Below are 24,926 nucleotides of genomic sequence, written 5' to 3'. Positions count from 1 at the left end.
TGACAGCGGACCGACACCCCTCCCCGCCCCGGTCCTGCTCAGGCCGGCCGCTGCGCGGCCGCCGTGGGCTTCGCGCGTCGTCTGATGTTGACGGCCGAGGCCCTGGCCAAGGCCGCCGGGTTCAGGAAGCGCAGCGGGCCGATCAGGCGGGACGCGAAAAGGTGCATGTGCCGCGCCATCGCGGCGTCGCGCGCCGCCGCCGAGAAGACCAGCCGTTCCAGGGGGGTGAAGGGCCGGGACTTGGCGAAGTCCGCGGCCAGCAGCTGGTGGCCGCGCAGCCGGCGTCGGTGCCTGCGCGCGTACACGGCCAGCTGCTCGTCGAGGTCGCCCCGCCCGGTGACGGCCGCGGCGACCGCTTCGGCCAGCCACTTCCCCGATTCCAGGGCCCATCCGCAGCCCACTCCCCAGAGGGGGTCGCCGGTCAGGGCGGCGTCGCCGATGAGCGCGATGCCCGGGGCGGTCGGCCGGCGGCTGTGCAGCGGATAGTCGACGGTACCGATGATCTTCGTGATGCGCTCGGCGGAGTCGATGGGCGGCGCCTGGGGCAGGGCGCGGACGAACTCGAGGAAGCTGCCCTCCAGGTCGGCCCGGAAGGCCGGCAACCGCTTCTTGTCCGGGAGGACCGCGAGGACGGTCACCCCGTCGTCGTTGGGGAAGGCGTACGCCATGTCGGGTTCGAGGAACCAGGTGTGACCGATCCCGTCGCGCAGCGGGAGGTCTCGGAAGTGCGCGAGGTAGCCGAAGCGCGCGTTCTCGTGCTTCTGGCCCGGCACCCCGGCGAGCTTCGCCACGGCCGAGTCCTTGCCGTCGGCGCCCACCACCAGCCGGGCCCGGATCTCCCGCTCCCCCTGCGGGGTCGACGCGCGCACCCCCACGGTCCGCCCCGCCTCCTGGACCAGCCCGGTCACCTGGTGTCCGAGCAACAGGTCGACGCCGGGGGTCCGCGCCGCGTGCGACCTGATCAGCGGGTCGAGGGTGCTGCGCCGGATGTTGTACGCGTACGGCAGCTCGGAACCCCCCGGCGCGGCCTTCGGCTCGATCCAGCCCCAACGCGTGTACCAGCGGGCTTCGTTGCGCACGGCTCCCGCATCCTCGATGGCGCGGACGAGGCCGAGTTCGTCGAGCACCGGGTAGGCGTTGGCCGTGATGGAGTGGGTGCAGAGCACCTTGTACGCCCCGGGGTCCGAGCGGCGTTCCAGCAGGGCGACGCGGACGCCGCGTCGGGCGAGGAGGATCGCCGCCGTACTGCCCGCGAGGCTGGCTCCGCTGATGACCACGTCGTAGTCGTGTCCCGCACTCTCAGGCTCGGTCATGCGCTGATCGCCCCCTTCGCTGTGTGGCGCCGCCGGCCGTATCGCGCCGCCCGCGGCAGTCGTGTCGTGCAACTGGAGTCAAGATCAAGGGCAGTTGTCAAGGGTTCCGGTTCGGGCGAGGGCGAGCGGGCCGGGTCGGGGCGGGGCGGGGCGGGGCGGTACGACGGATCCGCGCCTTCCGGCAGGCGTGATCGCGCCGGACGGGGCCGGCTCAGGCCCGGCGGTACTGGTCCACGACGATCGTGACGGAGCCGCCGGCGGCCGCCTCCACCAGCCGTACGATCGCGATCTCCGTGCGGTCCGGACTGCGCACGCAGAACGGCCGCGCCTTGGTGAGCGCGCCGAACGGCAGGGCGGACACCGGTCGGGTGTCGATGCCGCGCACGCAGTCGGCGGGCGTCAGCTCCGCGGCCCCCGGATCGGCCATGAAGGCGTCGGACTCCTCGGAGGGCAGGAAGGCCTGGCTGTCGCGGGCGAGGTACCAGGTGGCCGTCTCCGTGGCCACGACCTTCCCCGCCTTCAGGTCGAACTCGTAGCCGGCATCGGGCGCCGTGAGCCGCGCCTTGGCGTAGCCCGGCAGGTAGCCGGGGGCCGTGGGCGTGGGGGTGGGCTTGGCCGACGGGGGCCGCGGGCTCTCGACCGCACCCGTACCCGCACCCGTGCCCACGTCCGTGCCCACTTCCTCGCCCGCATCGGCCCCCGTGGGGTCTTCCAGGTAGTAGACGACTCCGGCGCAGGTGAGCAGCGTGGCGGCCACCGCGAGGGCGACGGCGGGGAGCCGCCTCCCCCGGCCCGTCGACCGGCGACCGGAACCGGGGGCCGGATCGGGGGCGGGGGTGGGGGTGTGGGTCGGCCGGGCAGCGGGGTCCGAGAACGGGGCCGGCGGCTGCACCCGGGTGCGCACCTCGGTGGGGACAGCCGCGGGCGTCACAGCGGGGACCGCAGTGGGCACCGGCGCCGGGCCGGCGGACCGGGCGTCGGGCCCCGGGGGCGGAGGTGCGGAGGCCGCCCGGGTTTCCTGGAGGTGGACCGGCGCCGGCCATCCGCCGCCCTCCCGGCCCCCGACCTCGTCGCCGATCGGCCGGGGCAGCCAGCCGTCGGTGAACTCCGGGCGCGGGCCCACCAACGGGTGCCCGTGCACGTACTCGATCAGTTCGGTGGTCGAGGGCCGGTCCTCGGGGCGCTTGGCCAGGCACCAGGAGACCAGTGCGTGCAGGTCGACGGGGACGTGGCTGAGGTCGGGGTGCTCGTGGACCACGCGGTACAGGGCGCTGGACTCCGGTCCGTTGCCGAAGGGCGGCGCGCCGCCGGCCACGTACCCGATCAGCGTTCCGAGCGCGAAGACGTCGGCGGCCGGTGTCACCTGGAGCCCCAGCGCCTGCTCGGGCGCCATGAAGGCCGCGGTGCCGATCCGCAGCCCCGTACCGGTCAGGGCGGCGGCGTCGGCGGCGCGCGCGATGCCGAAGTCGATCACCCGGGGGCCGTCCCCCGCGATGAGTACGTTGGCGGGCTTGAGGTCGCGGTGGACGACGCCCACCTCGTGGATCGCCTGGAGCGCCTCGGCTATGCCCGCGACGAGCAGCAGGACCGTGCGCACCGGCAGGGGCCCGTGGCGCCGCACGACCTGGTGCAACGAGGGGCCGGGTACGTAGGCCGTGGCAAGCCAGGGCGTGCGGTCATCGGCCCCGGAGTCGACCACCTGGGCCGTGAACAGGCCGTGGATCCGCCGGGCGCTGGCCACTTCCTGGGCGAACCGCTCACGGAACTCGGGGTCCGCCGCGAACTCCCTGCGGACGGCCTTCAGCGCGACGGGGCGGCCCCCGGGCGTGTAGGCCAGGTAGACCACCCCCATGCCACCGGAGCCGAGACGCGCGTGGAGGCGGTAGCCCCCGATCTCGTGGGGGTCGTCGGCGGACAGCCCCGCGGGTGCGGGCTGTGCGCCGGGGAGCTGTTCGTACATGCGGTGGCTCTCTCAACGGTGCGGCAATGACCTGCGCGCATCGTGCCCCTAACTGAAGTTTCAGTCAACATACGACATACGCGACCTCCCCGTACAGGGGTACGGACCCCCGGCGGGCACCCGACGTTCTGGAACCGGGCGCGGTCAGGGCCGGCGACGCGGTGACGGTCCGGTCAGCCCAGCAGTAGCTTCATGAGCACCGCGACCCCGGCCGAGGCACTGACCAGGAGCGCGACGAACGCCACGGCCTTCGTGACGAGGGCTTCGGGGTCGCGGCCCCCGTCGGCCCACGGGGCCCCCGCGCCGGCAGCCAGCCGGCAGCCGAGCAGGCCGACGCCGAGGGTGGTCCACCGCAGCAGCGTCGCCCCATCCCGGTACAGGGCGGGGACGGCGAGGATCCCCGCGACGAGGGCCACGGCGGGTGCGCGGGCGAGCAGCCAACGCCGCTGGCGAAGGATCCGCAGGGGCCCCAGGGGCCGCAGGACACCGCCGCCGGCTGAGGGCTCCACCTGGGTGGGCACGTAGCCGCGGCCGGAATCGCCCGGCCCCACGCCTGCACCGACGTATGCACCGGCACCGGCACCCGCACCGAGGCCGGGACCGGCCACCGCCCGCTCGCGGATCCGCTCGACCTCGTCCCTCATCGCGTCCGCGTCCGGGAACCGGTCCGCCGGGTCCTTCGCCAGGGCCCGCGCGATCAGCGCCTCGACCTCGGGCGGCTGGTGCGCGTCCATGTCCGCGAGGGCGGGCGGCACGGCGGTCACGTGCTGGTAGCCGATCCGGAAACCCGAGTCGGCGTCGAAGGGAACGGCTCCGGTGAGCAGTTGGAAGAGGACGATCCCGACGGCGTACAGGTCGGAGCGGCCGTCGACGGGCCTGCCTGGCTCGAACTGCTCCGGTGACATGTAGTGCGGGGTGCCGACGGTGAATCCGGTACCGGTGAGCGCCGTGGCCTGCTGGTCGAGGGCGCGCGCGATGCCGAAGTCCATGACCTTGACCGAACCGTCCCGGCCCACCATCACGTTGGCCGGCTTGATGTCGCGGTGCACCATCCCGCGTGCGTGGCTGGCGGCCAGCGCGGCGAGGACCGCGGAGACGAGCCCCAGGGCGTCGGCCAGCGGTAGGCCACCGGGAACGTCCGGCACCCAGTGACCGAGGGTCCGCCCCTCGACGTACTCCATCACGATGTACGGGACCCGCCCCTGCGGCAGCTCCTCCTCGCCGACGTCGTGGACCGCGACCACCCCCGCGTGGCTGATGGCCGCGACGGCCCTGGCCTCGCGGCGGAAGCGCTCGCGGCTGGACGCGTCGGCGGCGACGGCGGCGTTCATCGTCTTCACCGCGACCGACCGGTCGAGGGCGGTGTCGCGGGCCCGGTGGACGGCGGCCATGCCCCCTTCACCGATGAGTTCCTCGATCACGTACCGCCCCCGGGCCAGACTCTGCCCCGGTCCTATCCCTGCCTGCATGCGCGTCCCCCACCTGGTCCGACGGCAGGCTATCTCCCGTCCCCGCGACGGGGCGCGATCTTCGGACACCCCGCAACGCCCGGACCCGGGCCCGCCGTTTGCGGGCGTCCCACCATCCGGAACGGATCCGATCAACATGCGGACGGCGCTTGCCCTGGCCCGCTCCGCCCCGACAGGATGCAGCCATGTCCCCCGTACTCGTATCGCGTCGTCACGTGGATCTGCTGCGTGTCTCGACCATGCTCTGTCGGGCCGACTCCTCCCGTACGCGCGGCTGTTGATCCCCTGATCCCCTGATCCGCCGCTCCTGACACCGTACGGACGCGGGCGCCCCGCCGGCGCGCCCATCCACTCCGCGCCTCCGCACTGCCCTTCATCCTCGGCCCACGGCTTCCGCGCGCCCTTGTGCGCGCGGTCCGCCGCGCGCCGGACTCCGCCTCCCCTCCTTCCCGCGTACACGTGTCACGGCCGCCGCCGCGCGGCCTCGGCACGCGCTGCGCCGCTCCTCCTCCGAGGTCCTCCCATGCCGCGAAACCCCCTCCTGCTCCACTGGTTCCTGCCCACCGGCGGGGACGGCCGCGACCCCGGCGGCGTCACCGCGGTGCAGGGCCGCACCGGGGCCGCCACCCGGCGCCCCGCCGACGTCCCCTACCTCGCCCAGGTGGCCCGCGCCGCGGAGCAGGCCGGATTCCATTCGCTGCTCGCGCCCGTGGGCCTAGGCTGCGTGGACCCGTGGATCCTCACCACCGCCCTCGCCCAGCACACGACGCGCATCGGCTTCCTCGTGGCCTTCCGCGCCGGTTTGGCCAGCCCCACCCTGGTGGCCCAACAGGCCGACGCATTCCGTCGGTTCGCGGGTGGGCGGCTGGCGCTGAACGTGGTCACCGGCGGCGATCCAGCCGAACAGCGCGCCTACGGAGACCTGTTGGGGCACGACGATCGCTACGCACGCACCGAAGAGGTGATGACGGTGGTCCGGGCCCTGCTCGACGGCACGTCGGTGGACCACGAAGGGGACCACCTGAGGATCGAGGCGGCCCGGCTGTCCGATCCCGATGCGAGCCGTCCCGTACCGCTCTACTTCGGCGGGGCCTCGCCCGCGGCCGAGGAGGTCGCCGCCCGTCAGGCCGATGTCCAACTCCTCTGGGGAGAGCCGCCGTCGGCCGTCGCCGCACGCGTCGAGCGGGTCCGGCACAAGGCGCGGGCCGCCGGGCGCACGGTCCGCTTCGGGCTGCGCCTGCACGTCATCACGCGGGACACCGCCGCGCAGGCCTGGTCGGAGGCGGACCGCATCCTGGCCGGTTTGGACCCCGAGGCCGTACGGGCGACCCAGGAGCGCTTCGCCACCATGGACTCCGCCGGGCAGGCCCGGATGACCGCGCTGCACGGCGGGGTCGCGGACGCTGCCCGGCTCACGGTGGCGCCGAACCTGTGGGCGGGCATCGGCCTGGTGCGGGAGGGGGCCGGGACCGCGCTGGTCGGCTCGCACGACGAGGTGGCCGCGCGGCTCGCCGAGTACCGGGCCCTGGGCATCGACGAGTTCGTCCTGTCCGGGTACCCGCACCTGGAGGAGGCGTACCGGGTCGGCGAGGAGGTCGCCCCGCGGCTGCGCGCGCTGACCGGATCGGCGGCCGTCGCATGACCGAGCTCACGACGACGGCCGGACCGGACCGGAGTCCGTCGGCGCCGGTGGCCCGGACCCCGGCGCCCCCGGAGCCCGGTGCGGGGCGCGGCCGGTGGACCCGGTCGTCGGCCCGGTCGGCCCGGCTGCGCGAGGCGCTGCGCTGGGGCCTCCTGCGGATCGTCGCGCTGGCCGTGCTCCTCGCCGCCTGGCAGGCGGTGGTCTCGGCCGGGGTGTGGCCACGGGTGCTGGTGCCCTCGCCGGGTGAGGTGTGGCGCCAGTTCGTGCTCGCCTCCAGCGTCCACGACGGGGTGCGGGGCGTCGGCGGGCACCTGCTGGTCGAGCACCTCGGGGTGAGCCTGGGGCGGATCGCCACCGGCTCGGGCTACGCGGTGCTGGCGGGGGTTCCGCTCGGCCTGCTGATCGGCACGGTCCGGCCGTTGGCCGTCGTGCTGGAGCCCGCGGTGACCTTCCTGCGGACGCTGCCGCCGCTGGCCTACCTGTCCCTGCTGGTCATCTGGTTCGGCATCGACGAAGCGCCCAAGATCTGGTTGCTGGTGATCGCCGCGCTGCCGCCGATCGCCGCGGCCACGGCCGCCGCCGTGCGCACGGTCCCCGGGCAACTGGTGGAGGCCGCGCGGGCCTTGGGGTCGGGGCCGGTGGCGCTCCTGCTGTCCGTGCGCCTGCCGTCGGCCCTGCCCGAGATCCTCACCGGTGTCCGGATCGCCGTCGGCGTCGCGTACACCTCCGTCGTGGCGGCGGAGACCATCAACGGCGTACCGGGCATCGGCGGCATGATCCGCGACGCGCAGCGCTACAACCAGACCGCGCTGGTGATCACGGGCATCCTCGCCATCGGCCTGTCGGGGATCGTCCTGGACGCCCTCCTGCGGCTGGTCGAGCGGCTCGCCGTCCCGTGGCGCGGCCGGTCCTGACCTCCGCTCCCCCGCCACCTCCACCACCCACATCCTTCTTCGCCCCCTGTACTACGGCCCTCACGTCCATCCACGCACCTCGCACCTCGCACCTCACACGGAGCAAAGCCATGCCCGCATTCCCGTCCCGCCGGACCGTCCTGCTCGCCGCGGCGATCGCCCTCACCGCCTCCACCACCGCCGCCTGCGGCGACTCGGGCGACGCGGGCGGCCGGACCACCGTCCGGATCGCCTACCAGGCGATACCCAACGCCGACCTGGTCGTGAAGAACCAGCGGCTGCTGGAACAGGCGTTGCCCGACGTCGACGTCACATGGGTCAAGTTCGAGTCGGGCGGCGACGTGAACACGGCCGTCGTCGCGGGGGCGGTGGACCTGGGACTCGCCGGTTCGAGCCCGGTGACCAAGGGGCTCTCCGCGCCGCTGAACATCCCGTACAAGGTGGTGTGGATCCACGACCTCATCGGGGACAACGAGGCGCTCGTCGCCAAGTCCGGCATCGGGTCGGTGAAGGACCTGGCAGGGAAGAAGGTGGCCACCCCCTTCGGCTCGACCGCCCACTACTCGCTGCTCGCCGCCCTCACCGCGGCCGGGGTCGACCCGTCCTCGGTGCGGACCATCGACCTCCAGCCGCAGGACGCGCTCGCCGCGTGGAAGCGCGGGGACATCGACGCCGCGTACGTGTGGACGCCGACGCTCGGCGAGTTGACCAAGGACGGCAAGGTCCTCGTCACCAGTCGCCAGCTCGCCCAGCAGGGCAAGCCCACCGCCGACCTCGGCGTGGTGACGGACGCGTTCGCCGCGAAGCACCCCGAGGTCGTGACCGCCTGGATCAAGGCGCAGGACCGGGCCGTCGCACAGGCACGGACCGCGCCCGATCAGGCGGCGAAGTCCGTCGGCGCCGAACTCGGGCTGCCGGTGGACGAGGCGAAGCGCCAGCTCTCGGAACTGGTGCTGCTCAGCGCCGAGGAGCAGGCGGGCCCCGACTATCTGGGCACGCCGGGAGCTCCGGGGAAGCTGGCCGCGAACCTGCACGACGCCGCGGTGTTCCTGAAGGGGCAGAAGGCGGTCGACACGGTGCCGGACGTGGCGGCCTTCGGTCGGGCGCTCGCGGTGGAGGAGCTGGCCCGTGCCACGAACTGAGCCCACTGAGAAGGGCGTCGTCGAGCCGGACGTCGTCACGCCGGACGTCGTCGAGCCGGACGTCGTCACGCCGGACGTCGCCCACGTCGTCGACCTTGCGGGGGTCGCGGTCCGCTACGGCTCGGCCCGGCAGTCGGTGACCGCGCTGGAGGGCGTGGACCTGCGGATCCGGGCGGGCGAGTTCGTCGTCCTGGTCGGCCCGTCCGGCTGCGGAAAGACGAGCCTGCTGCGGGTGGTAGCGGGTTTCGAGCGACCCTCGCGCGGGACCGCCCTGGTCCGGGGCGCGGCTCCGCGACCGGGCGGCGGCGCCGGGGTGGTGTTCCAGCAGCCCCGGCTGTTCCCGTGGCGCACGGTCGGCGGGAACATCGGCTTCGCCCTGGCCCGACACGGGGTGCCCCGGGCCGAACGGGCCGGACGGATCGCGGAGTTGCTGGAGCGGGTCGGGCTCGCGGGCACGGCCGCCCGGCGCACCTGGGAGCTGTCGGGGGGCCAGCAGCAGCGGGTCGCGCTCGCCCGCGCACTGGCCGGCGAGCCCGAACTCCTGCTGATGGACGAGCCGTTCGCGGCACTGGACGCCTTGACCCGGGAGCGGCTCCAGGAGGAGGTCCGCGCCCTGGCCGGGCGGTTCGGCACGACGGTGCTGTTCGTGACCCACTCGGCCGAGGAGGCGGTACTGCTCGGCTCCCGGGTCCTGGTGATGGCGGCGGGTCCCGGTCGAGTGGTGGCGGAACTGCCGATCGGCCTGGACCGCGGCCCGGACACGGACGTCCCGGCCCTGCGCGCCTCGGCCGAGTTCGCCCGGCTGCGCGGCCGCCTCACCGAGCTGGTACGGCTCCCGGACGACCACGCCTGACCCCGACCCTGGCCCTGGCCCTGGCCACGCCCCGGAGGCCCCCTCAGCCTTCGCCGTACACGACCAGCGTGTGGTCGGGGCGTTCGGCCAGGTGGAAGGCGGTGTACGCGTAGTCGACCACCCCGCGCGCCGGGTGCCGGAGCCGCTTCACCCCGCCGTGGCGGGCCTGGAGGTCGTACTGCGGCCACCAGGCCCGTACGTGCGGGCTCGCCGCGTTCAGTTGATCGACGAGCTTCGGGTACCGCGGGTCCCCCGGGTGGCTCGCGCCCAGGGTCCGCAGCCGCGCGAGCAGATCCCGCGCCTCCTCTTCCCAGTCGACCAGCACCTCCTTGGCCGCGGGATCCAGGAACACCCAACGGGCCAGGTTCGGTGCCGGGGTGGCGAGGTGAGGGAGGAGCTCCGCGGCGGCCGGGTTGTGGCTGAGCACGTCGTAGGTGCCGTTGATGACGTAGGCGGGGTTCGGCTGGAGCAGGTGCGGCACGGCGGCCACCGCGGCGGGGAGCGGTCCGGGCTCCGTCCCCGACGGCTCCTGCTCCTCGGGCGCGTGCCCGGCGAGCCGGAAGAGGTGGCCGCGCTCGTGGCGGTCGAGCCGCAGGACCGAGGCGAGGGAGTCCAGCACCTGGTCGGAGGCGCGGACGTCCCGGCCCTGTTCGAGGTACGTGTACCAGGTGGCGCTGATCCCGGCCAGGAGCGCGAGTTCCTCCCGGCGCAGTCCCGGGGTGCGGCGTCGGCCCGTCCGCGGGAGACCGACGTCCCCGGGGGTGATCCGTTCCCGCCGGCTGCGGAGGAAGACGCCCAGCTCACGGCGCCGCTCGGGCTCCTGCTGCATGGTGGATGGCACCCCTGGTTCCAGAATAAACGGGCTCTGGATACCAGGCTAACGGGCCCACAGACTGATGGTCGGTCCGGGCGTTCGTCCGGCACCACAGGCACGGCGACGAGGAATCCACCATGTCGGTCAGCACATCGCCCAGCACGTCTTCCAGCACGACTCGCAGCGCATCGGCCAACACCTCGGGGAACGTCCCGGGAATCGAGGGCAAGGTCGTGGCGATCACGGGCGCCAGCAGCGGAATCGGCGAGGCGACCGCCCTGCTGCTCGCCGCGCGGGGCGCCCGGCTCGTCCTGGGCGCCCGCCGGACCGAGCGGCTCGCGGGGTTGGTGGCCCGGATCGAGGGGGCGGGCGGTTCGGCGGTGCACGCCCGCACCGACGTGACCCGGCCGGAGGACCTCCACGCCCTGGTCGCGCTGGCCCGCGAGCGGTTCGGGCGCCTGGACGTACTGATCGCCAATGCCGGGGTCGGGACGATCTCGCCCCTCGACGACCTGCGCGTCGAGGAGTGGGACCGCATGGTCGACGTCAACCTCAAGGGGGTGCTCCACGGGATCGGCGCCGCGCTGCCCGTCTTCCGGACGCAGGGCGCCGGCCACTTCGTCACCACGTCCTCCACGGCCGCAGACCGCGTCCTGCCGGCGATGTCCGTGTACGCCGGTACGAAACTGGCGGTGCGCGCCGTCTGCGAAGGGCTCCGTCAGGAGGCCGGGGACCACCTGCGGGTGACCACCGTCTTTCCCGGGATGATCGGCACGGAATTCGCCGAAGCCTCGCCGAACGCGCAGGTCCGGGCGCGGATCGTGGAGGCCCGGGACCGGATCGCCATCCCGCCGGAGGCGATCGCCCGGGCCATCGCCTTCGCCATCGAGCAGCCCGCCGAGGTGGACGTGAACGAGATCGTCGTACGGCCCACCGCCCAGGCGTGACGCCGGAGCGCGGCGATGCCGCCGGCCGCTGGCCGCCGGCCGCTCAGGACCCCGTGACCGCCGCGATGCCGCGCGCGAGGCAGGGGATGCGGTGTTCCGGGATGCCCGCGATGTTCAGGCGTCCCGCGGCCGTGCCGTAGATGGCGAACTCCGTGCGCAGCCGCAGCATCTGTTGCCCCGTCAGCGACAGCATCGAGAACATCCCCTTCTGCCGGGCGAGCGTGCGGGCTTCCTCGGCCCGGCCCAGGGCGCTGAGGCCGGCGGCCAGCGCGGCCCGGTGGGCGGTGATCCTGGTGCGCATCAGCTCCAGTTCCGCGCGCCAGGAGGCCCGTAGCCCGTCGTCCTCCAGGATCGTCGTGACGACGGCCGCGCCGTGTTCGGGGGGCATGGAGTACTGGGTCCGGGCGGCGTTCTGCAGGGCCGTCTCGGCGTGCCGTGCGGCGCCGGCCGAAGCGCCGATGACGATGGCGGCGCCCACGCGGTCGCTGTAGAGGCCGAAGTTCTTCGAACAGCTGACCGCGATCAGTACCTCCGGCACGCGCGCGGCCAGCGTCCTGGTGGCCGACAGGTCGGCTTCCAGGCCGTCGCCGAGCCCGTGGTAGGCGAGGTCGACGAAGGGGATCCAGCCGCTGTCGGCGGCCGAGTCCGCGAGCGCGCGCCAGTCCTCGGGCCGCGGGTCCACCCCGGTGGGGTTGTGGCAGCAGCCTTGGAGGAGGACGACGTCCTCGCGCCCGGCGCCGGCCAGTTCGCGCAGCACGCCCTCCGTGTCGAAGCGGCCCTCGGCGTCGCGCCAGCCGAAGCCGCGCACCGTCAGCCCGGCGGCCTCCAGGATGGGCCGGTGGTTGACGTACGCCGGTTCGCTGATCCACACGGTCGCGCCGGGGCGGGTGCGGTGGATCAGGTCGGCCAGCAGGCGCAGGGCGCCCGATCCGGCGACGGTCTGGACGGCTGCGGCCCGTTCGGCCGGGCCGCCGGGCGCGGAGCCGAGCACCATGGAGAGCAGGGCCCGGTTGAAGGCGGTGTTGCCGGAGAGTCCCCGGTACTCCTTGGACGGCGAGCGTTCGGCGAGGCGTATCTCGGCCTCGCGCACGGCGGCCATGACGGGGGTGCGGCCGGTTTCATCGCGGTAGACGCCGAGGACGAGGTCGAGCCGTTCGGCCCGTTCGTCGGCGCCGAAGGCGTCGGTCAGCGCCCACAGCGGGTCTGCGGGCGGTGGCGGGAGCAGCTCAAGCATCTGCGGGGATCTCCGGTCGGGGGCGGGTGCGGGGACGGCGGTTGGCGAGGACGACGCCGGTGGTGATCAGCGGTACGCCGACCAGCACGGCGGCCGTCGGCGACTCCCCCAGCACCGGAACGGCGAGCAGGACGACGGCGACGGGGCTGAGGCTGCCCATCACGGAGCTGCGCTCGGCGCCGAGCCTGCGGATGGCGAAGGCGTACAGCAGGCCGGCGCAGAGGCCGACCCCGAGTCCCTGCACGACGAAGAAGAGGGCGATGTCGGATCCGGCGGCGTGCGCGAGGCCGGTGGGAAGGGCTCCGGTCAGGACGAGGACCGCGATGATCGCGAAAGAGGGCAGGCAGAGCAGGCCGATGGAGCCGACGGGGTCGAGGTCGACCTCCTTGAGCCCCACCGTGTACAGCGCCCAGAGGCCGCTGGCGACCAGGAGCGTGCCCGCGCCTTCCAGGACGTCGGTGTCCACGGGGACGACGTAGCGCCAGACGAGGGCGGCGACGCCGACCGCGATGAGCGCGAGACCGGCCGCCTGGGTGCCGCGGGGCGCGCGGTGCCCGCGCACGACCATGAGCGCGGTGACGAAGAGCGGGACCATGCCGGGCACGATCGAGCCGACGAAGGCGGCGGAGGTGAGGGAGCCGCCGTGCATCGCGGCGAGGAAGAAGGGCACTCCGGCCCCGCAGATGATCTTGGCGGCCGGGCCGGGCCGCACCGCGGCGATGCGCCGGCGGCGCCGCCACAGGGCGGGGGCCAGCAGCAGGAGCGGTACGCCGAAGCGCAGCAGGGCGGCATCGGCCGGCAGCAGCGAGGAGGCGCTCAGGGCGCGGGCGCTGAGCGCGAAGGCCGCCCAGATCGCCACGGTCACCACCAGCGCCGCCATGCCGACGGTCTGCGGGGAGAACCGGCGCGCGAGCGCTCGGCCGGGTCCCCGGGGAGGGGCCCCGGCCGGGGTGTCGATGGCGACCAAAGGGGTTTCTCCAGCTTCTGGGGCCCGGCGGGCGGGCAGGTGGGGACGGCTGCGGGGCAGGGGGTGCGTACGGGCGACACGGGCGGCGCACGCGCGCGCCGTGGCCGGATCCCGTACCCCGGCAACGCTAGGGCTTCGGCCGGGGCAGTCGATTGCCAGTTCTGCCTCCTGGACATACGTTTGGGGCAGAATCTGCCAAGGAGTGGCCATGGACGCAGTCGATCTGCAGATCATCCGGGAATTGCAGGCCGACGGCCGACTGTCCAACCAGGACCTCGCCGACCGCGTCCGGCTCTCGCCGTCGCCGTGTCTGCGGCGCGTGCGGCGGCTGGAGGAGGCGGGCCTGATCCGCGGCTACACCGCCGTGGTGGACCAGGTCGCCTTCGGCCTGCCCATCACCGTTTTCGTCCGGATACGCCTGGAGCGTCACACGGCGGAGGCGGTCCGGCTCTTCGAGCAGCACGTCGCGCTCATCGAGCACATCCAGGACTGCTACCTGATGGCGGGCAGCAGCGACTACCTGCTCCGGGTCGTCATCGAGGACCTGGAGGCCTACGAGTCGCTGGTGCGCGACCGGATACACGCCATCCCCGGCATCGCCTCGATCGAGTCGAGCTTCGCCTACGGCAGCGTCAAGCAGTCGCGGACCTACCCCCGCCCCGCCCCCGGCAGCTCAGCACGCCGCCTCTGACCCCCGACCGGCCTCGCCAAATGGCCTGATCAGAGCCTCGGTTAGGATCGCCGACGGAGCAGCGGCTCGGGAGGCGGACCATCTCTCGGGCACCGGATCCGACACCTCCCCTCCCGCGCGCGGCACGGCCCGGCGGGCGGAGCTGTCCCGGACGCGGCCGCTCCGTAAGGGAACGAGGGGGAGGAGAGCCACCATGGTGTCCGTGGGAGAGAGGCTGAGCCGGGCGCGCGTACGGGCCTTCATCGGCCGGGACGAGGAACTCGGCCGCTTCGAGGACGCGTTGGGCGGCGACCCGCACGCGCCGTTCGCCTTCTACGTGTACGGTCCGGGCGGCATCGGCAAGTCGACGCTGCTGCGCTGTCTGACGGACCGCGCCCGCGCGGCGGGCCGGCCGCTCGTCGAGCTCGACGGCCGCTTCGTCGAGCGGGACCCGGCCCATTTCGAGCGTGCCGCCGCGGCTTTCCTGGACGTGCCGGGGACCGTCCTGTTCGTGGACTCCTTCGAGCACTGCCAGTGGATGGAGAGTTGGCTGTGGCACCACTTCCTGCCGCGGGCCGCTGACGGCACCCTGGTCGTCCTGGCCGGCCGGCGCGCGCCGCAGCCGCAGTGGGCGGCCGACCCGGCGTGGTCCGGGCTCCTGCACGTGAGCGAACTGGGGCCGTTCTCCGAGGACCAGGCCCGCGGGCTGCTGGCGGCCGCCCGGATCCGGCCCGAACTGCGCGACCCGTTGCTGCGCTTCGCCGGAGGCAACCCGCTGGCCCTGTCCCTCGCCGCCGCCGCGGGGTCGACGGGCTGCGGCCGGGAGGACATCTGGGCCCCCTCGGCGGACGTACTGCGCACCCTGCTGGCGGGCTTGATCGGTGAGGTGCCCACGGCGGCCCACCGCCGGGCCCTGGAGGTGGCGGCGCAGACCCACTCGACCTCCGAGGAGCTGCTCGCCTCGGTGCTGCCGGAGGAGGACGCCCACCTGCTCTTCTCCTGGCTGCGGGAACTGCCCTTCATGGAATCCACGCGGCGCGGTCTCCACCCGCACGACGCGGCGCGCGAGACCCTGGCCGCCGACCTGCGCTGGCGGGCGCCCAACGCCTTCGAGACGATGCGCCGCCGCCTGGCGGACGAGTACCTGCGGATCCTGCGGGAAGCACCCGAGGAGCGGGTGTGGACCGTCACCGACGAGCTCTTCTTCCTCTTCCGCGAGGGGAAGACCCTGGCCCGGCTGCGCACCTGGTCCCGCGAGGACGAGGTGCACGACCGCCCCCTGCACCCGGACGACCTCGACACCGTACTGCGCATGGCCGAGGAGACCGAGGGCGCCGCCTCCGCGGAGATCGTCCGCTACTGGGCCCGGCGCCAGCCGCAGGCCTTCAGCGTCTACCGCCTCGTCGACACGGGTCGGATCGTGGCCTTCACCGCCCGGCTCGCGCTGGCGGCCCCGCCCGACCCGCAGGACCTGGCCGCCGATCCCGTCGTCGCCGCCGCGTGGCGGTACACCGAGGACACCGCGCCCGTCAGCCCCGGCGAACACATCGGCGTCAGCCGCTTCACCGTCTACCCCGAGCGCTACCAGGTCCCCTCGCGCGTCATCGACTTGAGCAGTTCGCGCGCCCAGGCGGAGGCGGCCCGCGCCCGGGGCCGCGCCTACGGCTTCGCCGTCTTCCGGGACGCCGAGACCTGGGCCGCCCGCGTCAAGGGCACCCTGGAGGACACCGGGGCGCGCCCGCGGGTGGGCTCCTACACCTACGGGGTGTTCGGGGTCGATTGGCGCGGCATACCCGTGGAGGCGTGGATCCAGAGCTTCATATCGGACACCGACGCCTCCCCCGTGCCGCCCGGGCCCTCGCCCATCTCGCGCATCGCCTTCGACCAGGCCGTGCGCGAGGCGTTGGCGCACTGGCGGGACCCGGGCACCTTCGCGGCGTGCGCCCTGCTGCGCACCCGGCTGGCCGCCGATCTCACCGACGCCGTCGGGGAGTTGCGCGCCCTGCTGCGCGGGGCGGTCGACGGGCTCGCCGACGACCCGCGCGCCGTGCGCGCCCGGGAGGCCCTGACGGCGGGGTACTTCTCCGGCGCTCCCACCCAGGAAGCCGCCGCCCGGCGCCTCGGCCTCCCCTACGGCACCTACCGGCGCCACCTGCGCCAGGGCCTGGACCTGCTCTGCGAGGCCCTGTGGGAGCAGGAGTTGCACGGCTCGCGGGGGCGCTAGCTAGCGCGGCGGTGGCACGGAAGCCCGCAGCGGTGGGTGGACAGCCGCGGACAGGAGTGGACAGTCACCGGCGCCGTCGGGCCTGGAGAGTGGACAGCGCTCCGCACGAAGCTGTGCGACATGAACCTCCCCCACCGCACACCGACCGGGCGGACACCACCCGGTCGGACACCACCCCGTCGGACACCACCCGCCGTCCGGGCGACGGCCGCGCTCACGGTGCTCGCCGCGGCCCAGTTCACCATCATGCTCGCCACCTCGATCGTGAACGTCGCGCTGCCGCAGATCCGCGCCGGGGTCGGCCTGTCGGACGGAGGCACGACCTGGGTGGTCAACGCCTACGGCCTGGCCTTCGGGGCCCTGCTCCTGGCCGGCGGGCGCGCGGCCGACCTGCTCGGCCACCGCCGGGTGCTGATCACCGGCCTCGCGCTGTTCGCGGTCGCCTCGCCGGTGGCGGGGCTGGCCACCTCGCCCGGCCTGTTGATCGCGGCGCGCGCCGTCCAGGGCATCGGCGCCGCCGCCATCGCACCGGCCTCCCTGGCGCTGGCCATGGGCCTCTTCCCGACCGGGCCCGGGCGGGGCAAGGTGCTCGGGGTGTGGGGCGCGGTCTCCGGTGCGGGGGCGGCGGGCGGCGTCCTGCTGGGAGGTGGGCTCACCCAGGCGTGGGGCTGGCCGTGGCTCTTCCACTGCGTCGCGCTCGGGGCTGCCCTGGTGCTGGCCGCGGTGGTGGCGCTCGTACCGCGCGGGGCCGGCAGCGAGCACGGCCGGTTCGACCTGGTGGGCACCGTCACCGTCACCCTCGCCCTGACCAGCCTGGTCTGGGGCCTGACCACGGCGCGCGGCGCCGGCTGGACGGACGCCCGGGTGCTGGGCGCCTTCCTCGCCGCCGGTGTGCTGCTCGCCGTCTTCGCCGTGATCCAGTCGCGCCGGCCGGACGCGCTGCTGCCGCCGCGGTTGCTCGCCACCGGGCGGGTGGCCGCGGGCAACCTGCTGATGGCCCTGCTCGGGTCGGTGTGGATCGCGCTCTTCTTCTTCCTGCCGCTCTACCAGCAGCAGGTCCTGGGATACAGCCCGTTGGTGACCGGGGTCGGGCAACTACCGCTCGCGATCACCCACATGATCGGGTCGGCCCTCGCGCCGCGCGTCTCGCGCCGCTTCGGCGCCACCGCGACCGTGACCGCGGCCCTGTTCACCGAGGCCGCGGGGATGCTGTGGCTGTCACGGATGAGCGCCGACGGCAGCTACCTCGTCGACGTGCTGGGCCCGAGCGTCCTCATCGGCCTCGGCCTGAGCATCGCCTTCGTCCAGCTCACCGCCTTCGCCGTGGAGGGCCTCCCGCCGCAGGACGCGGGCCTGGCGGGCGGCCTGGTGAACACCACGCGTCAGGTCGGCGGTGCGATCGGCCTGGCCGCGCTCGCCACCTTCGCGGGCTCCGTCACCGCCCAGGCGTCCCCCCACGAACCGGCCCTGGAGGCCCTGACCGCCGGGTACCGGGCCGCCTTCACGGTCTCGGCCGCCGTCCTGGCCGCGACGGGCGTCCTCGCCGTGCTCCTCACGCGCCGCACGGGCCCGCGGAGCACCGGTACGCCGACGTACGGGTCCACGGGCCCGCGTCGCCCGCACCTCGTGGGACGCCCGCGGGCCCCCGAGGCCCCCACGACCCCGCGCGTCGGCTGACCCGGCCGGCTCCGCCACCCCCGCGGCACCCCTCCACCCCCGCTCCCCTGCCCGTACGTCACCTGACGTCCCGCACCTGCCGTTCCACCGTGTCCATCGAAGGGAAATCCACCATGACCGCCGACAAGCCCTACCTGACCGGCCACTTCACGCCCGTCGTCACCGAGGTCACCGCCACCGACCTCACCGTCGAGGGCACCCTGCCCCCCGAGCTGACCGGCCGGCTGCTGCGCAACGGCCACAACCCCAAGCCCGGCGTCACCCCCACCCACTGGTTCAAGGGCAGCGGCATGGTCCACGGCCTCCGGCTGCGCGACGGCCGCGCCGAGTGGTACCGCAACCGTTGGGTGCGCACCCCCGCACTGGACGGCGCCCCGTACATGACGGAGCGGGGCCCGGACCTCACGGCCAGCGCCGCCGGGACGCACATCATCGAGCACGGCGGACGGCTGCTCGCCCTGTGCGAGGCGAACCTCCCCTTCGAGCTCACCCGGGAGTTGGACACGGTCGGCGCGTACGACTTCGACGGCAAGCTGCGCACGGCGATGACCGCGCACCCCAAGGAGGACCCCGTCACGGGCGAACTCCACTTCTTCGGGTCCTCGCCGTTCCCGCCGTTCCTCGTCCACTACGTCGCCGACGCCAAGGGCGAGATCGTCCACACCGCCGAGGTGCCGGGGGCGACCGCCTCGCTCAAGCACGACTTCGCCATCACCCGTCACCACGTGGTCTTCATCGAGGGCAACGTCACCTTCGACCCCACCGAGCACTCCGGCATCCCCTACGGCTGGAGCGACCAGCACCCCGCCCGCATCGGCGTCATGCCGCGCGGCGCCGACGGCCCCCGCGACATCCGCTGGTTCTCCATCGAGCCGGGCAACATGCTGCACGTCGCGAACGCCTTCGAGGACGGCCGGGGCCGCGTCGTCCTGGAGGGCCCCACCGTGGACCACGAGGGCTTCGACCTCTCCTGGAACTGGTGGGCGGGCAACCCCGGTCGCGGCACCGAGCCCGTCTCCCGCTCCTACACCCGCCGTTGGGTGATCGACATGGCGGCCGGCTCCGTCGACGAGCAGATCGTCGACGACCTGCCGGTGGAGTTCCCGACCCTCAACGAGGAGTACCTGGGCGCCGAGAACCGCTACCACTACGCCGTCTCCTTCCCCGACGAGAAGGGCTTCGGCGGCTACGGCGTGGTGAAGTACGACCGCACCACCGGCGCCCGCCGCATCCACCAGGTCGGTGACGCCCGGATGCCCGGCGAGGCCCTCTTCGTCCCCGCCGCCGGCGCCACCCGCGAGGACGACGGCTACCTGCTGACGGTCGTCAGCGACCTCAAGCAGGACGCCTCGCAACTGCTCGTCCTCGACGCGTCGGGCCTCGACCGGATCGCCACGGTCCACCTGCCCCACCGCGTGAGTGCCGGGCTGCACGGCTCCTGGGTCCCCGACGCCGCCCCGGCCGGATCCGAGCGCTGACCGTACCGCGATCGGACACTCCCGAGCCCCTTGACGCTCATCCTTAGCGTTAAGGGGTTCGGGACGCTAGGGTGACGGCATGAGTACGCGACCGACCACACGCCCCGGGGGCCGCAGCGCCCGTGTACAGCAGTCCGTGCACGACGCCGCGCGCGACCTCGTGGCGGAGCGCGGCCGCGAGGGGCTGACGGTGCCCATGATCGCCGCGCGCGCCGGCGTGACGCCGTCCACCGTGTACCGCAGGTGGGGCGACCTCCAGGAACTGCTGGCGGACGTCGCGATCGCGCACCTGCGCCCCGACGGTCCGCCCGACGACCTGGGCTCCCTCAGGGACGATCTCGACGCCTGGGCCGAGCTGTTCCTCGACGAGATGGCGTCGCCCCCGGGACGCGCCTACGTCCGGGACGCGCTGAGCGGCGACCCCGACGGACGCAACGCCGGCCAGTGTTCGGCGTACGCGGCCGAACAGCTCACCGTCATCCTGGAACGGGCCGTGGGGCGCGGCGAGGAGGCGCCCGGCCTGGAGGACACGATGGACGCGCTGGTCGCCCCGATGATGTACCGCATCCTGTTCCGGCCCGGCGCCCTGACGGCGGACTACGCCCGCGGCCTGGTGGACGCGCTGCTGGCCCGCTGAGCCCACCGACCCGCGTAGCTCACCAAAGCCCCTTCCCAGGAGAACTCCCGTGTCCCACTGGCAGATCGGCGACATCGCCGTCCACCGCATCGATGAGATGTCCCTTCCCGCGGCCACCGGACCCTGGCTGCTGCCCGGCGCGACTCCCGCCGTGGTGGCGGGAGTCGACTGGCTGAAGCCGTCCTTCGCCGGCCCCGACGACCACATCAAGCTGGCCGTCCACACCTTCGCGCTGGAGATCGACGGCCTGCGCGTCCTCGTCGACACGGGCATAGGCAACGGCAAGACCCGCGCCAACCCGGCGTGGAACGACCTCGACACGGCCTACCTGGAGCGGCTGACCGACGCGGGTTTCGCGCCGGACAGCGTCGACTACGTGATCCTCACCCACCTGCACGCGGACCACGTGGGGTGGAACACCCGTCGGGCTCCCGACGGTTCCTGGCAGCCCACCTTCCCCGGCGCCCGGTACGTCGTCGCGGCGGCCGAGGACGCGTACTGGTCCGCGGTGGAGGTGGAGGAGAGCCGCCGGCAGATGCTGGACGACTCCGTCGAGCCGGTGCGCGCGCACGGCCGGTTGGACCTCGTCGATGTCGCGGAGGGCGGTACGGAGTTCCTGCCCGGCCTCACGCTCGTGCCCACGCCCGGTCACACGCCGGGGCAGATCGCGGTCGCACTCAGCAGCGGCGGGCACCGCGCCGTCATCACCGGCGACTGCATCCACCACCCGGTGCAGCTGGCCGAGCCCACCCTCTGCAGCTGCGTCGACATCGATCCGGCGGCGGCCGTACGCACCAGGACCCGGTTGCTGGACGAACTCGTCGACACCGACACCCTGTTGCTCGGCAGCCACTTCCCGCCGCCGACCGCCGGAGTGGTCCGGCGCGACGGCGACGGTTTCCGCCTCCTGCCCGCGGCGCACTGACCCGCCCGGCGCGCGGGGGCGCCGACGGGCCGGCCGCAGGCGGGGTCGGCCCGGGATCAGGCGGGTGCGTTCCAGGCGGTCGTCAGGCCGTCCAGCCAGGCGGGCGGCAGCTCCCCGGCGTCCCACTCCTCGCGCAACGGTCCGGGCGCCACGACCAGTCGCTCCAGCACGGCGATGCCGGTGACCGAGTGGACGAGCGAGTACCGGCCGTGCACCGCGATGCTGCCGCCCGGTCCGTACTGCGCGAACAGCCTGTCCAGTCGGGCCCGGTGGGCGGTGGTGAACTCCGTGAGCCGTCCGGCGTACCCGGCCCGCTGGCGCGGGGTCATCGTGGTGAGGACGGCGGCGAGCACCTCCTCCGTCACTTCCGGGTCCAGCTCCGAGACCTCGGTGAAGGACAGGTACAGGGGGGTGAGGGCCACCCGCGCCCGCTCCACCTCCATGCGCCGCACCCGTTGGCGCGCCGCGGCCGGATCGGGCTCGCCCTCCGCTCCCACGACCTGCAGCAGGGTCCGTTCGGTGACGGCGCCGAGCTCCTCCAGCAGGTCTCCGGCGCCGTCGAGCCAACCCGACTCGTACGCCTCGCCCTTGTCACCGGGGGCGGTCCGGGCGCCGCCGCTCAGCTCCTCGTGGGCGAGTGCCAGCGCCCCCGCCTCCAGGAGACCCATGAGCGTCCGCGCGTCATCGGAGGGGACGCCCGCGCGGGCGAGGAGCTGGAGCAGCGTCGCCCTGGCATTGTCGACACTGACCTCGTCCGGCCACTGCCGTCCCTCGTCGGCCGTGCTCATCGGGTCCTCCTGATCGCTCGGGTGGTGCGCGGTGCGTTCCGTCCCATCAGATCAGATCGTCGGGGTGACCGCGGGAAGGGTCCCCCGCAGGATCCCCTCGCGTGGCAGGACACGTCCGAAGAGCCGCTCCAGGATCCCCGGCGCCGCGTCACGTCCTCCATGATCGTCGAACCCGCCGACGTTCCGGCCGCGGCTCAGCCGCCGATCTCCGCCAGGAAGGGGACGACCGCGTCGACGAAGTGTTCGCCCCGGTCCCCGGCCACCATGTGTCCCGCACCGGCCACGTCGACGTACCGCGCGCGGGGCACCCGGGCGCAGAACTGCGCGGCGGTCTCCTCGCGCACCACGTCGCTCTCCCCGCCCCGGACGAGCAGGACCGGTACGTCGGCGCCGCGGGCGGCGCCCAGGAGGCGCTCCGCCATGCCGGGCGGGTCCATCCTGCCCGCGAAGTGGTCCACCATCCGGGGGTCCCAGTGCCAGACCCACCGCTCGCCCCGACGACGCAGGTTGTCGCGGAGCCCGCCCGTTGCGTACGGGCGCGGGCGGTGCGCCAGGTGGGCGGTGACCACCGCGGCCGCCTCCTCGACGCTCCCGAAGCCGTCCGGTTGGCGGCGCATGAACTCCACGATCCGGCGCGCCCCGCGGGGATCCGGGCGGTGGGCCACGTCGACGAGCACCAGGGCGCGCACCGCCGCTCGCGGGGCCTCGCCGGCGGCGAGCAGCGAGGCCAGCCCGCCGAGCGAGGCGCCGACGAGCACCGGCCGGTCGTCGAGCGCGGCGACGAGCTCCCGGACGTCCCCGGCGAAGAGGTCGAGGCCGTACGCGCCGTCCGTCGACCAGTCGCTGGCGCCGTGCCCCCGCAGGTCCGGGGCGACGACCCGCCAGCCCAGCGCGGCCAGGCGGGGCCCGGCCCGGCTCCAGGCGCGGCGGGTCTGGCCGCCGCCGTGCAGCAGGAGGAGGGGCGGTGCGGACGGCCCGCCCCAGACGTCGGCCACGAGCCGGATGCCGTCGCCGCCCACGAAGGTCGAGGTGCGGGGCTGCGCGCCGGCCTTCATGCCGTGCCCCGGGTGCGCAGCGGCTCCAGCAGTCGCTCCCGGTGCGCGTCCGCGGCCGCCGCGGCGAGTACGACGTCCAGCCCGAAGAGGGCCCGCTCCAGGAACCGCCCGTCGTCGATCAGGCCGGCGACCCACTGGTGCAGGGCGCCGACGCAGGAGGTGCCCACGGCGAAGGCCAGGGCGTCCGCGTCGACGTCGGCGCGCAGCACGCCCCGCGCCCGGACGTCCGCCATCGCCCGGCGGAGCTGACCGAGCGGGCTGCGGTCGAAGACGAGGCCGCTCTCCTCCCAGCCCCGCACCATGCGGCGCGACACGACCGGGTCGCCGGTGAAGAGCCGCACCGTCGCCCTGACGACCTCCCGCGGGTCGTCGGCGTCCAACACCGCCAGCTCCGCCTCCAGTCGGTCCACGAAGCCGCCGGCGAGCGCCTCCCAGACCTTCTCGCGCGGTCCGATCAGGTTGTACACGGTGGCCGGGGAGACGCCCGCCCGCTCGGCGATCCGCTCGGTGCTGATCGTGGCCTCCGTACCGTCCCTCAGGAGGTCGCGCGTCGCGTCGAGGATCCGCTCCCGCCGCTGCGCCTTGTGCTGCTCGCGCAGCCCGCCGCCGCCGTCCGTCCCCATGCGATCACGCCCCATCAAACTTAGAGACCTCTCTAAATTTAAGAGGGTCGGCGGGCGGGGTCAAGGGCCGCGCCTTGGTCCTTCCGCCGACGGGAGCCGGTCTCCCTGGTGGGGAAAGCGCATTGCGCACCGGTGTGTCGGCGACTTGGATTGATCGGACCAGGCGGCGGGGCCGCTCCCCGATCCCGTGCGGAGCCCTCGCCCCGAGGGAGGGAAGCGGATGTCACCCACGCTCGACGGCTGTGCGCCCTGGCCCGAGGAGTACGTCGACCACTACTGGGCGGCCGGGCACTGGCGGGGCGCTTCGCTGGACAACCTGCTGCGCGGCTGGGCCCTCCAGTACGGCCCCCGGACCGCGCTCGTGCACGGCGACACCCGCATCACCTACGCGGCCCTGAACCGGCGCGTGGGCCGCACGGCGGCCGGATTCCGGCTGCGCGGCCTGCGGCCGGGGCAGCGGGTCGTCGTCCAGATGCCCAATGTGCCCGAGTTCGTGATCACCGTCTTCGCGCTGATGCGCGCCGGCGCCGTCCCCGTGTTCTGCCCGCTCCCGCTCCGCGCGCCCGAGGTGTCCCGCATCGTGCGGCTCACCCAGGCCGTGGGGTACGTCGGCCCGTCGACGTACCGGGGCTTCGACCACATCGCGATGGCCTCGGCCATCGCGGCCGAAGGGCCCTTCCTGCGAAGGGTGTTCCCCTTCGAGGAACCGGGCACCGCGTCCCCGTACGGCGGATTCACCACCGACACCTCGGGCTGCCACTACTTCCCGCTGGCCTCCCTGGACTCCCCGCCGGACCAGCCGCTCGTGCGGGGCGCCGACCAGGTGGCGCTCCTCCTGCGCGCCGCCCGCGCCGACGGCGCCCGCGACGCGCCCCTGCTCGTGCCCCGCACCCACGACGACTACGCCTACCAGGCGCGGGCCGCCGCGGAACTGGTGTCGCTCACCGAGGACGACGTCTACCTCGCCGCCCTGCCCGCCGAGCACAACCTCACCTTCGGCTGCCCCGGCATCATCGGCACCCTGACCGTCGGCGGCAGCGTCGTCCTGCTCGACGACCCCGATCCCGCCGCGTGCCTCGCGGCGGTCGAGCGGGAGGGGGTCACCGTCACCTCGGTGACGCCGGCCGGGGCCCGGCTCTGGCTCGACGCGCTCCCCGACGTCGGCGCGGACCTGAGCACGCTGCGGCTGGTGCAGTGCGGCGGCGGGCCGCTGCCCCGCGCCACAGCCGAACGGATCGCCGCCGAACTGGGCTGCCGCCTCCAGCGGGTCTTCGACCTGCCCGAGGGACTGGTCACCCTCACCCGGCCCGCCGACCCGCAGGAGACCGTGCTCACCACGCGGGGCCGCGCGCTCTCGCCGGACGACGAGATCCGCATCGTCGACGCCGAAGGCGCGGACGTGCCCGACGGGGAGCCCGGCGAACTCCTCGTCCGCGGTCCGTACGCCCCGCGGGGGCACTACCGCGCACCCGACCACAACGCGCGCGCCTTCACCGTCGACGGGTTCCTGCGCACCGGCGAGCGCGCCCGGCGCACCCCCGACGGGAATCTGATGCCGGCCGACCCTCCCGCCGACCCGCTGTAGGCCGCTCGG

General features: G+C 74.3%; 21 protein-coding genes. 12 read left to right on the top strand and 9 right to left on the bottom strand.

Features of this window, described 5'->3' with window-relative positions; translation table 11 throughout:
- Window positions 1-38: 38 nt before the first annotated feature.
- From ACIBEA_RS04310 to ACIBEA_RS04300, 3 genes are all read right to left on the bottom strand, one after another.
- Window positions 39-1,313, bottom strand: coding sequence for an NAD(P)/FAD-dependent oxidoreductase (locus tag ACIBEA_RS04310; RefSeq protein WP_399257738.1), 1,275 nt, complete (start codon window positions 1,311-1,313; stop codon window positions 39-41).
- Between the two features lie 211 nt (window positions 1,314-1,524).
- On the bottom strand, window positions 1,525-3,273 hold the full coding sequence (locus ACIBEA_RS04305) for a serine/threonine-protein kinase (protein ID WP_399257737.1): 1,749 nt from the start codon (window positions 3,271-3,273) through the stop codon (window positions 1,525-1,527).
- 173 nt (window positions 3,274-3,446) lie between these two features.
- On the bottom strand, window positions 3,447-4,742 hold the full coding sequence (locus tag ACIBEA_RS04300; protein WP_399257735.1) for a protein kinase: 1,296 nt from the start codon (window positions 4,740-4,742) through the stop codon (window positions 3,447-3,449).
- 523 nt (window positions 4,743-5,265) lie between these two features.
- On the opposite strand from ACIBEA_RS04300, the gene ACIBEA_RS04295 reads away from it, so the two are divergent.
- From ACIBEA_RS04295 to ACIBEA_RS04280, 4 genes are all read left to right on the top strand, one after another.
- Entirely contained in the window at window positions 5,266-6,384 is a 1,119-nt protein-coding gene (locus ACIBEA_RS04295; RefSeq protein WP_399257733.1) for an LLM class flavin-dependent oxidoreductase, read from the top strand.
- On the top strand, window positions 6,381-7,298 hold the full coding sequence (locus ACIBEA_RS04290; RefSeq protein WP_399257731.1) for an ABC transporter permease: 918 nt from the start codon (window positions 6,381-6,383) through the stop codon (window positions 7,296-7,298). Before ACIBEA_RS04295 ends, ACIBEA_RS04290 begins: the two co-directional genes overlap by 4 nt.
- A gap of 110 nt (window positions 7,299-7,408) precedes the next feature.
- Window positions 7,409-8,440, top strand: a complete 1,032-nt coding sequence (locus ACIBEA_RS04285; RefSeq protein ID WP_399257729.1) for an ABC transporter substrate-binding protein — start codon at window positions 7,409-7,411, stop codon at window positions 8,438-8,440.
- On the top strand, window positions 8,427-9,293 hold the full coding sequence (locus ACIBEA_RS04280; RefSeq protein ID WP_399257727.1) for an ABC transporter ATP-binding protein: 867 nt from the start codon (window positions 8,427-8,429) through the stop codon (window positions 9,291-9,293). Before ACIBEA_RS04285 ends, ACIBEA_RS04280 begins: the two co-directional genes overlap by 14 nt.
- A gap of 43 nt (window positions 9,294-9,336) precedes the next feature.
- Here ACIBEA_RS04280 and ACIBEA_RS04275 read toward each other — a convergent pair whose 3' ends face one another.
- Window positions 9,337-10,122: a helix-turn-helix transcriptional regulator gene (locus ACIBEA_RS04275; protein WP_399257941.1), complete on the bottom strand. Its 786-nt coding sequence runs from the start codon at window positions 10,120-10,122 to the stop codon at window positions 9,337-9,339.
- Between the two features lie 218 nt (window positions 10,123-10,340).
- Between ACIBEA_RS04275 and ACIBEA_RS04270 the strand changes: the two genes are divergently transcribed.
- The gene (locus tag ACIBEA_RS04270; protein ID WP_399257939.1) at window positions 10,341-11,054 is read left to right on the top strand and encodes an SDR family oxidoreductase; all 714 of its coding nucleotides are present in this window, start codon (window positions 10,341-10,343) and stop codon (window positions 11,052-11,054) included.
- 43 nt (window positions 11,055-11,097) lie between these two features.
- On the opposite strand, the gene ACIBEA_RS04265 is transcribed toward ACIBEA_RS04270, so the two are convergent.
- Both ACIBEA_RS04265 and ACIBEA_RS04260 read right to left on the bottom strand, forming a co-directional pair.
- Window positions 11,098-12,288, bottom strand: a complete 1,191-nt coding sequence (locus ACIBEA_RS04265) for an aromatic amino acid transaminase (RefSeq protein ID WP_399257725.1) — start codon at window positions 12,286-12,288, stop codon at window positions 11,098-11,100.
- On the bottom strand, window positions 12,281-13,255 hold the full coding sequence (locus ACIBEA_RS04260; RefSeq protein WP_399257723.1) for an EamA family transporter: 975 nt from the start codon (window positions 13,253-13,255) through the stop codon (window positions 12,281-12,283). Before ACIBEA_RS04260 ends, ACIBEA_RS04265 begins: the two co-directional genes overlap by 8 nt.
- Window positions 13,256-13,463: 208 nt before the next feature.
- Here ACIBEA_RS04260 and ACIBEA_RS04255 point away from each other — a divergent pair, with 208 nt between their 5' ends.
- The 6 genes from ACIBEA_RS04255 to ACIBEA_RS04230 all read left to right on the top strand — a co-directional run bounded on the left by ACIBEA_RS04255 (window position 13,464) and on the right by ACIBEA_RS04230 (window position 20,866).
- Window positions 13,464-13,946 carry an Lrp/AsnC family transcriptional regulator gene (locus ACIBEA_RS04255; RefSeq protein WP_399257721.1) on the top strand — a complete coding sequence of 161 codons (483 nt, stop codon included), beginning with the start codon at window positions 13,464-13,466 and terminating at the stop codon, window positions 13,944-13,946.
- 202 nt (window positions 13,947-14,148) lie between these two features.
- Window positions 14,149-16,149: an AAA family ATPase gene (locus ACIBEA_RS04250; protein WP_399257720.1), complete on the top strand. Its 2,001-nt coding sequence runs from the start codon at window positions 14,149-14,151 to the stop codon at window positions 16,147-16,149.
- A 120-nt stretch (window positions 16,150-16,269) separates the two neighbouring features.
- On the top strand, window positions 16,270-17,826 hold the full coding sequence (locus ACIBEA_RS04245; protein WP_399257718.1) for an MFS transporter: 1,557 nt from the start codon (window positions 16,270-16,272) through the stop codon (window positions 17,824-17,826).
- 113 nt (window positions 17,827-17,939) lie between these two features.
- Window positions 17,940-19,304: a carotenoid oxygenase family protein gene (locus ACIBEA_RS04240; RefSeq protein WP_399257716.1), complete on the top strand. Its 1,365-nt coding sequence runs from the start codon at window positions 17,940-17,942 to the stop codon at window positions 19,302-19,304.
- Window positions 19,305-19,383: 79 nt separating this feature from the next.
- A complete protein-coding gene (locus ACIBEA_RS04235) occupies window positions 19,384-19,941 on the top strand; it encodes a TetR/AcrR family transcriptional regulator (protein WP_399257714.1) in 558 nt (185 codons plus the stop codon).
- Between the two features lie 97 nt (window positions 19,942-20,038).
- Window positions 20,039-20,866 (top strand): MBL fold metallo-hydrolase, encoded by an 828-nt coding sequence (locus ACIBEA_RS04230; protein ID WP_399257937.1) that lies wholly within the window; start codon window positions 20,039-20,041, stop codon window positions 20,864-20,866.
- Between the two features lie 56 nt (window positions 20,867-20,922).
- Here ACIBEA_RS04230 and ACIBEA_RS04225 read toward each other — a convergent pair whose 3' ends face one another.
- From ACIBEA_RS04225 to ACIBEA_RS04215, 3 genes are all read right to left on the bottom strand, one after another.
- On the bottom strand, window positions 20,923-21,654 hold the full coding sequence (locus ACIBEA_RS04225; protein ID WP_399257712.1) for a hypothetical protein: 732 nt from the start codon (window positions 21,652-21,654) through the stop codon (window positions 20,923-20,925).
- 194 nt (window positions 21,655-21,848) lie between these two features.
- On the bottom strand, window positions 21,849-22,709 hold the full coding sequence (locus tag ACIBEA_RS04220; RefSeq protein ID WP_399257710.1) for an alpha/beta fold hydrolase: 861 nt from the start codon (window positions 22,707-22,709) through the stop codon (window positions 21,849-21,851).
- Window positions 22,706-23,332, bottom strand: a complete 627-nt coding sequence (locus tag ACIBEA_RS04215; RefSeq protein WP_399257708.1) for a TetR/AcrR family transcriptional regulator — start codon at window positions 23,330-23,332, stop codon at window positions 22,706-22,708. The genes ACIBEA_RS04220 and ACIBEA_RS04215 overlap by 4 nt, the downstream gene beginning before the upstream one ends.
- Window positions 23,333-23,552: 220 nt before the next feature.
- On the opposite strand from ACIBEA_RS04215, the gene ACIBEA_RS04210 reads away from it, so the two are divergent.
- Window positions 23,553-24,917 (top strand): AMP-binding protein, encoded by a 1,365-nt coding sequence (locus ACIBEA_RS04210; RefSeq protein WP_399257706.1) that lies wholly within the window; start codon window positions 23,553-23,555, stop codon window positions 24,915-24,917.
- Window positions 24,918-24,926: the final 9 nt, after the last annotated feature.

Source organism: Streptomyces sp. NPDC051555 (assembly GCF_044454405.1).
GTDB lineage: Bacteria > Actinomycetota > Actinomycetes > Streptomycetales > Streptomycetaceae > Streptomyces.
The sequence above is the reverse complement of the archived record's forward strand: the minus strand, read 5'-3'. Positions and strand labels throughout refer to the sequence as shown.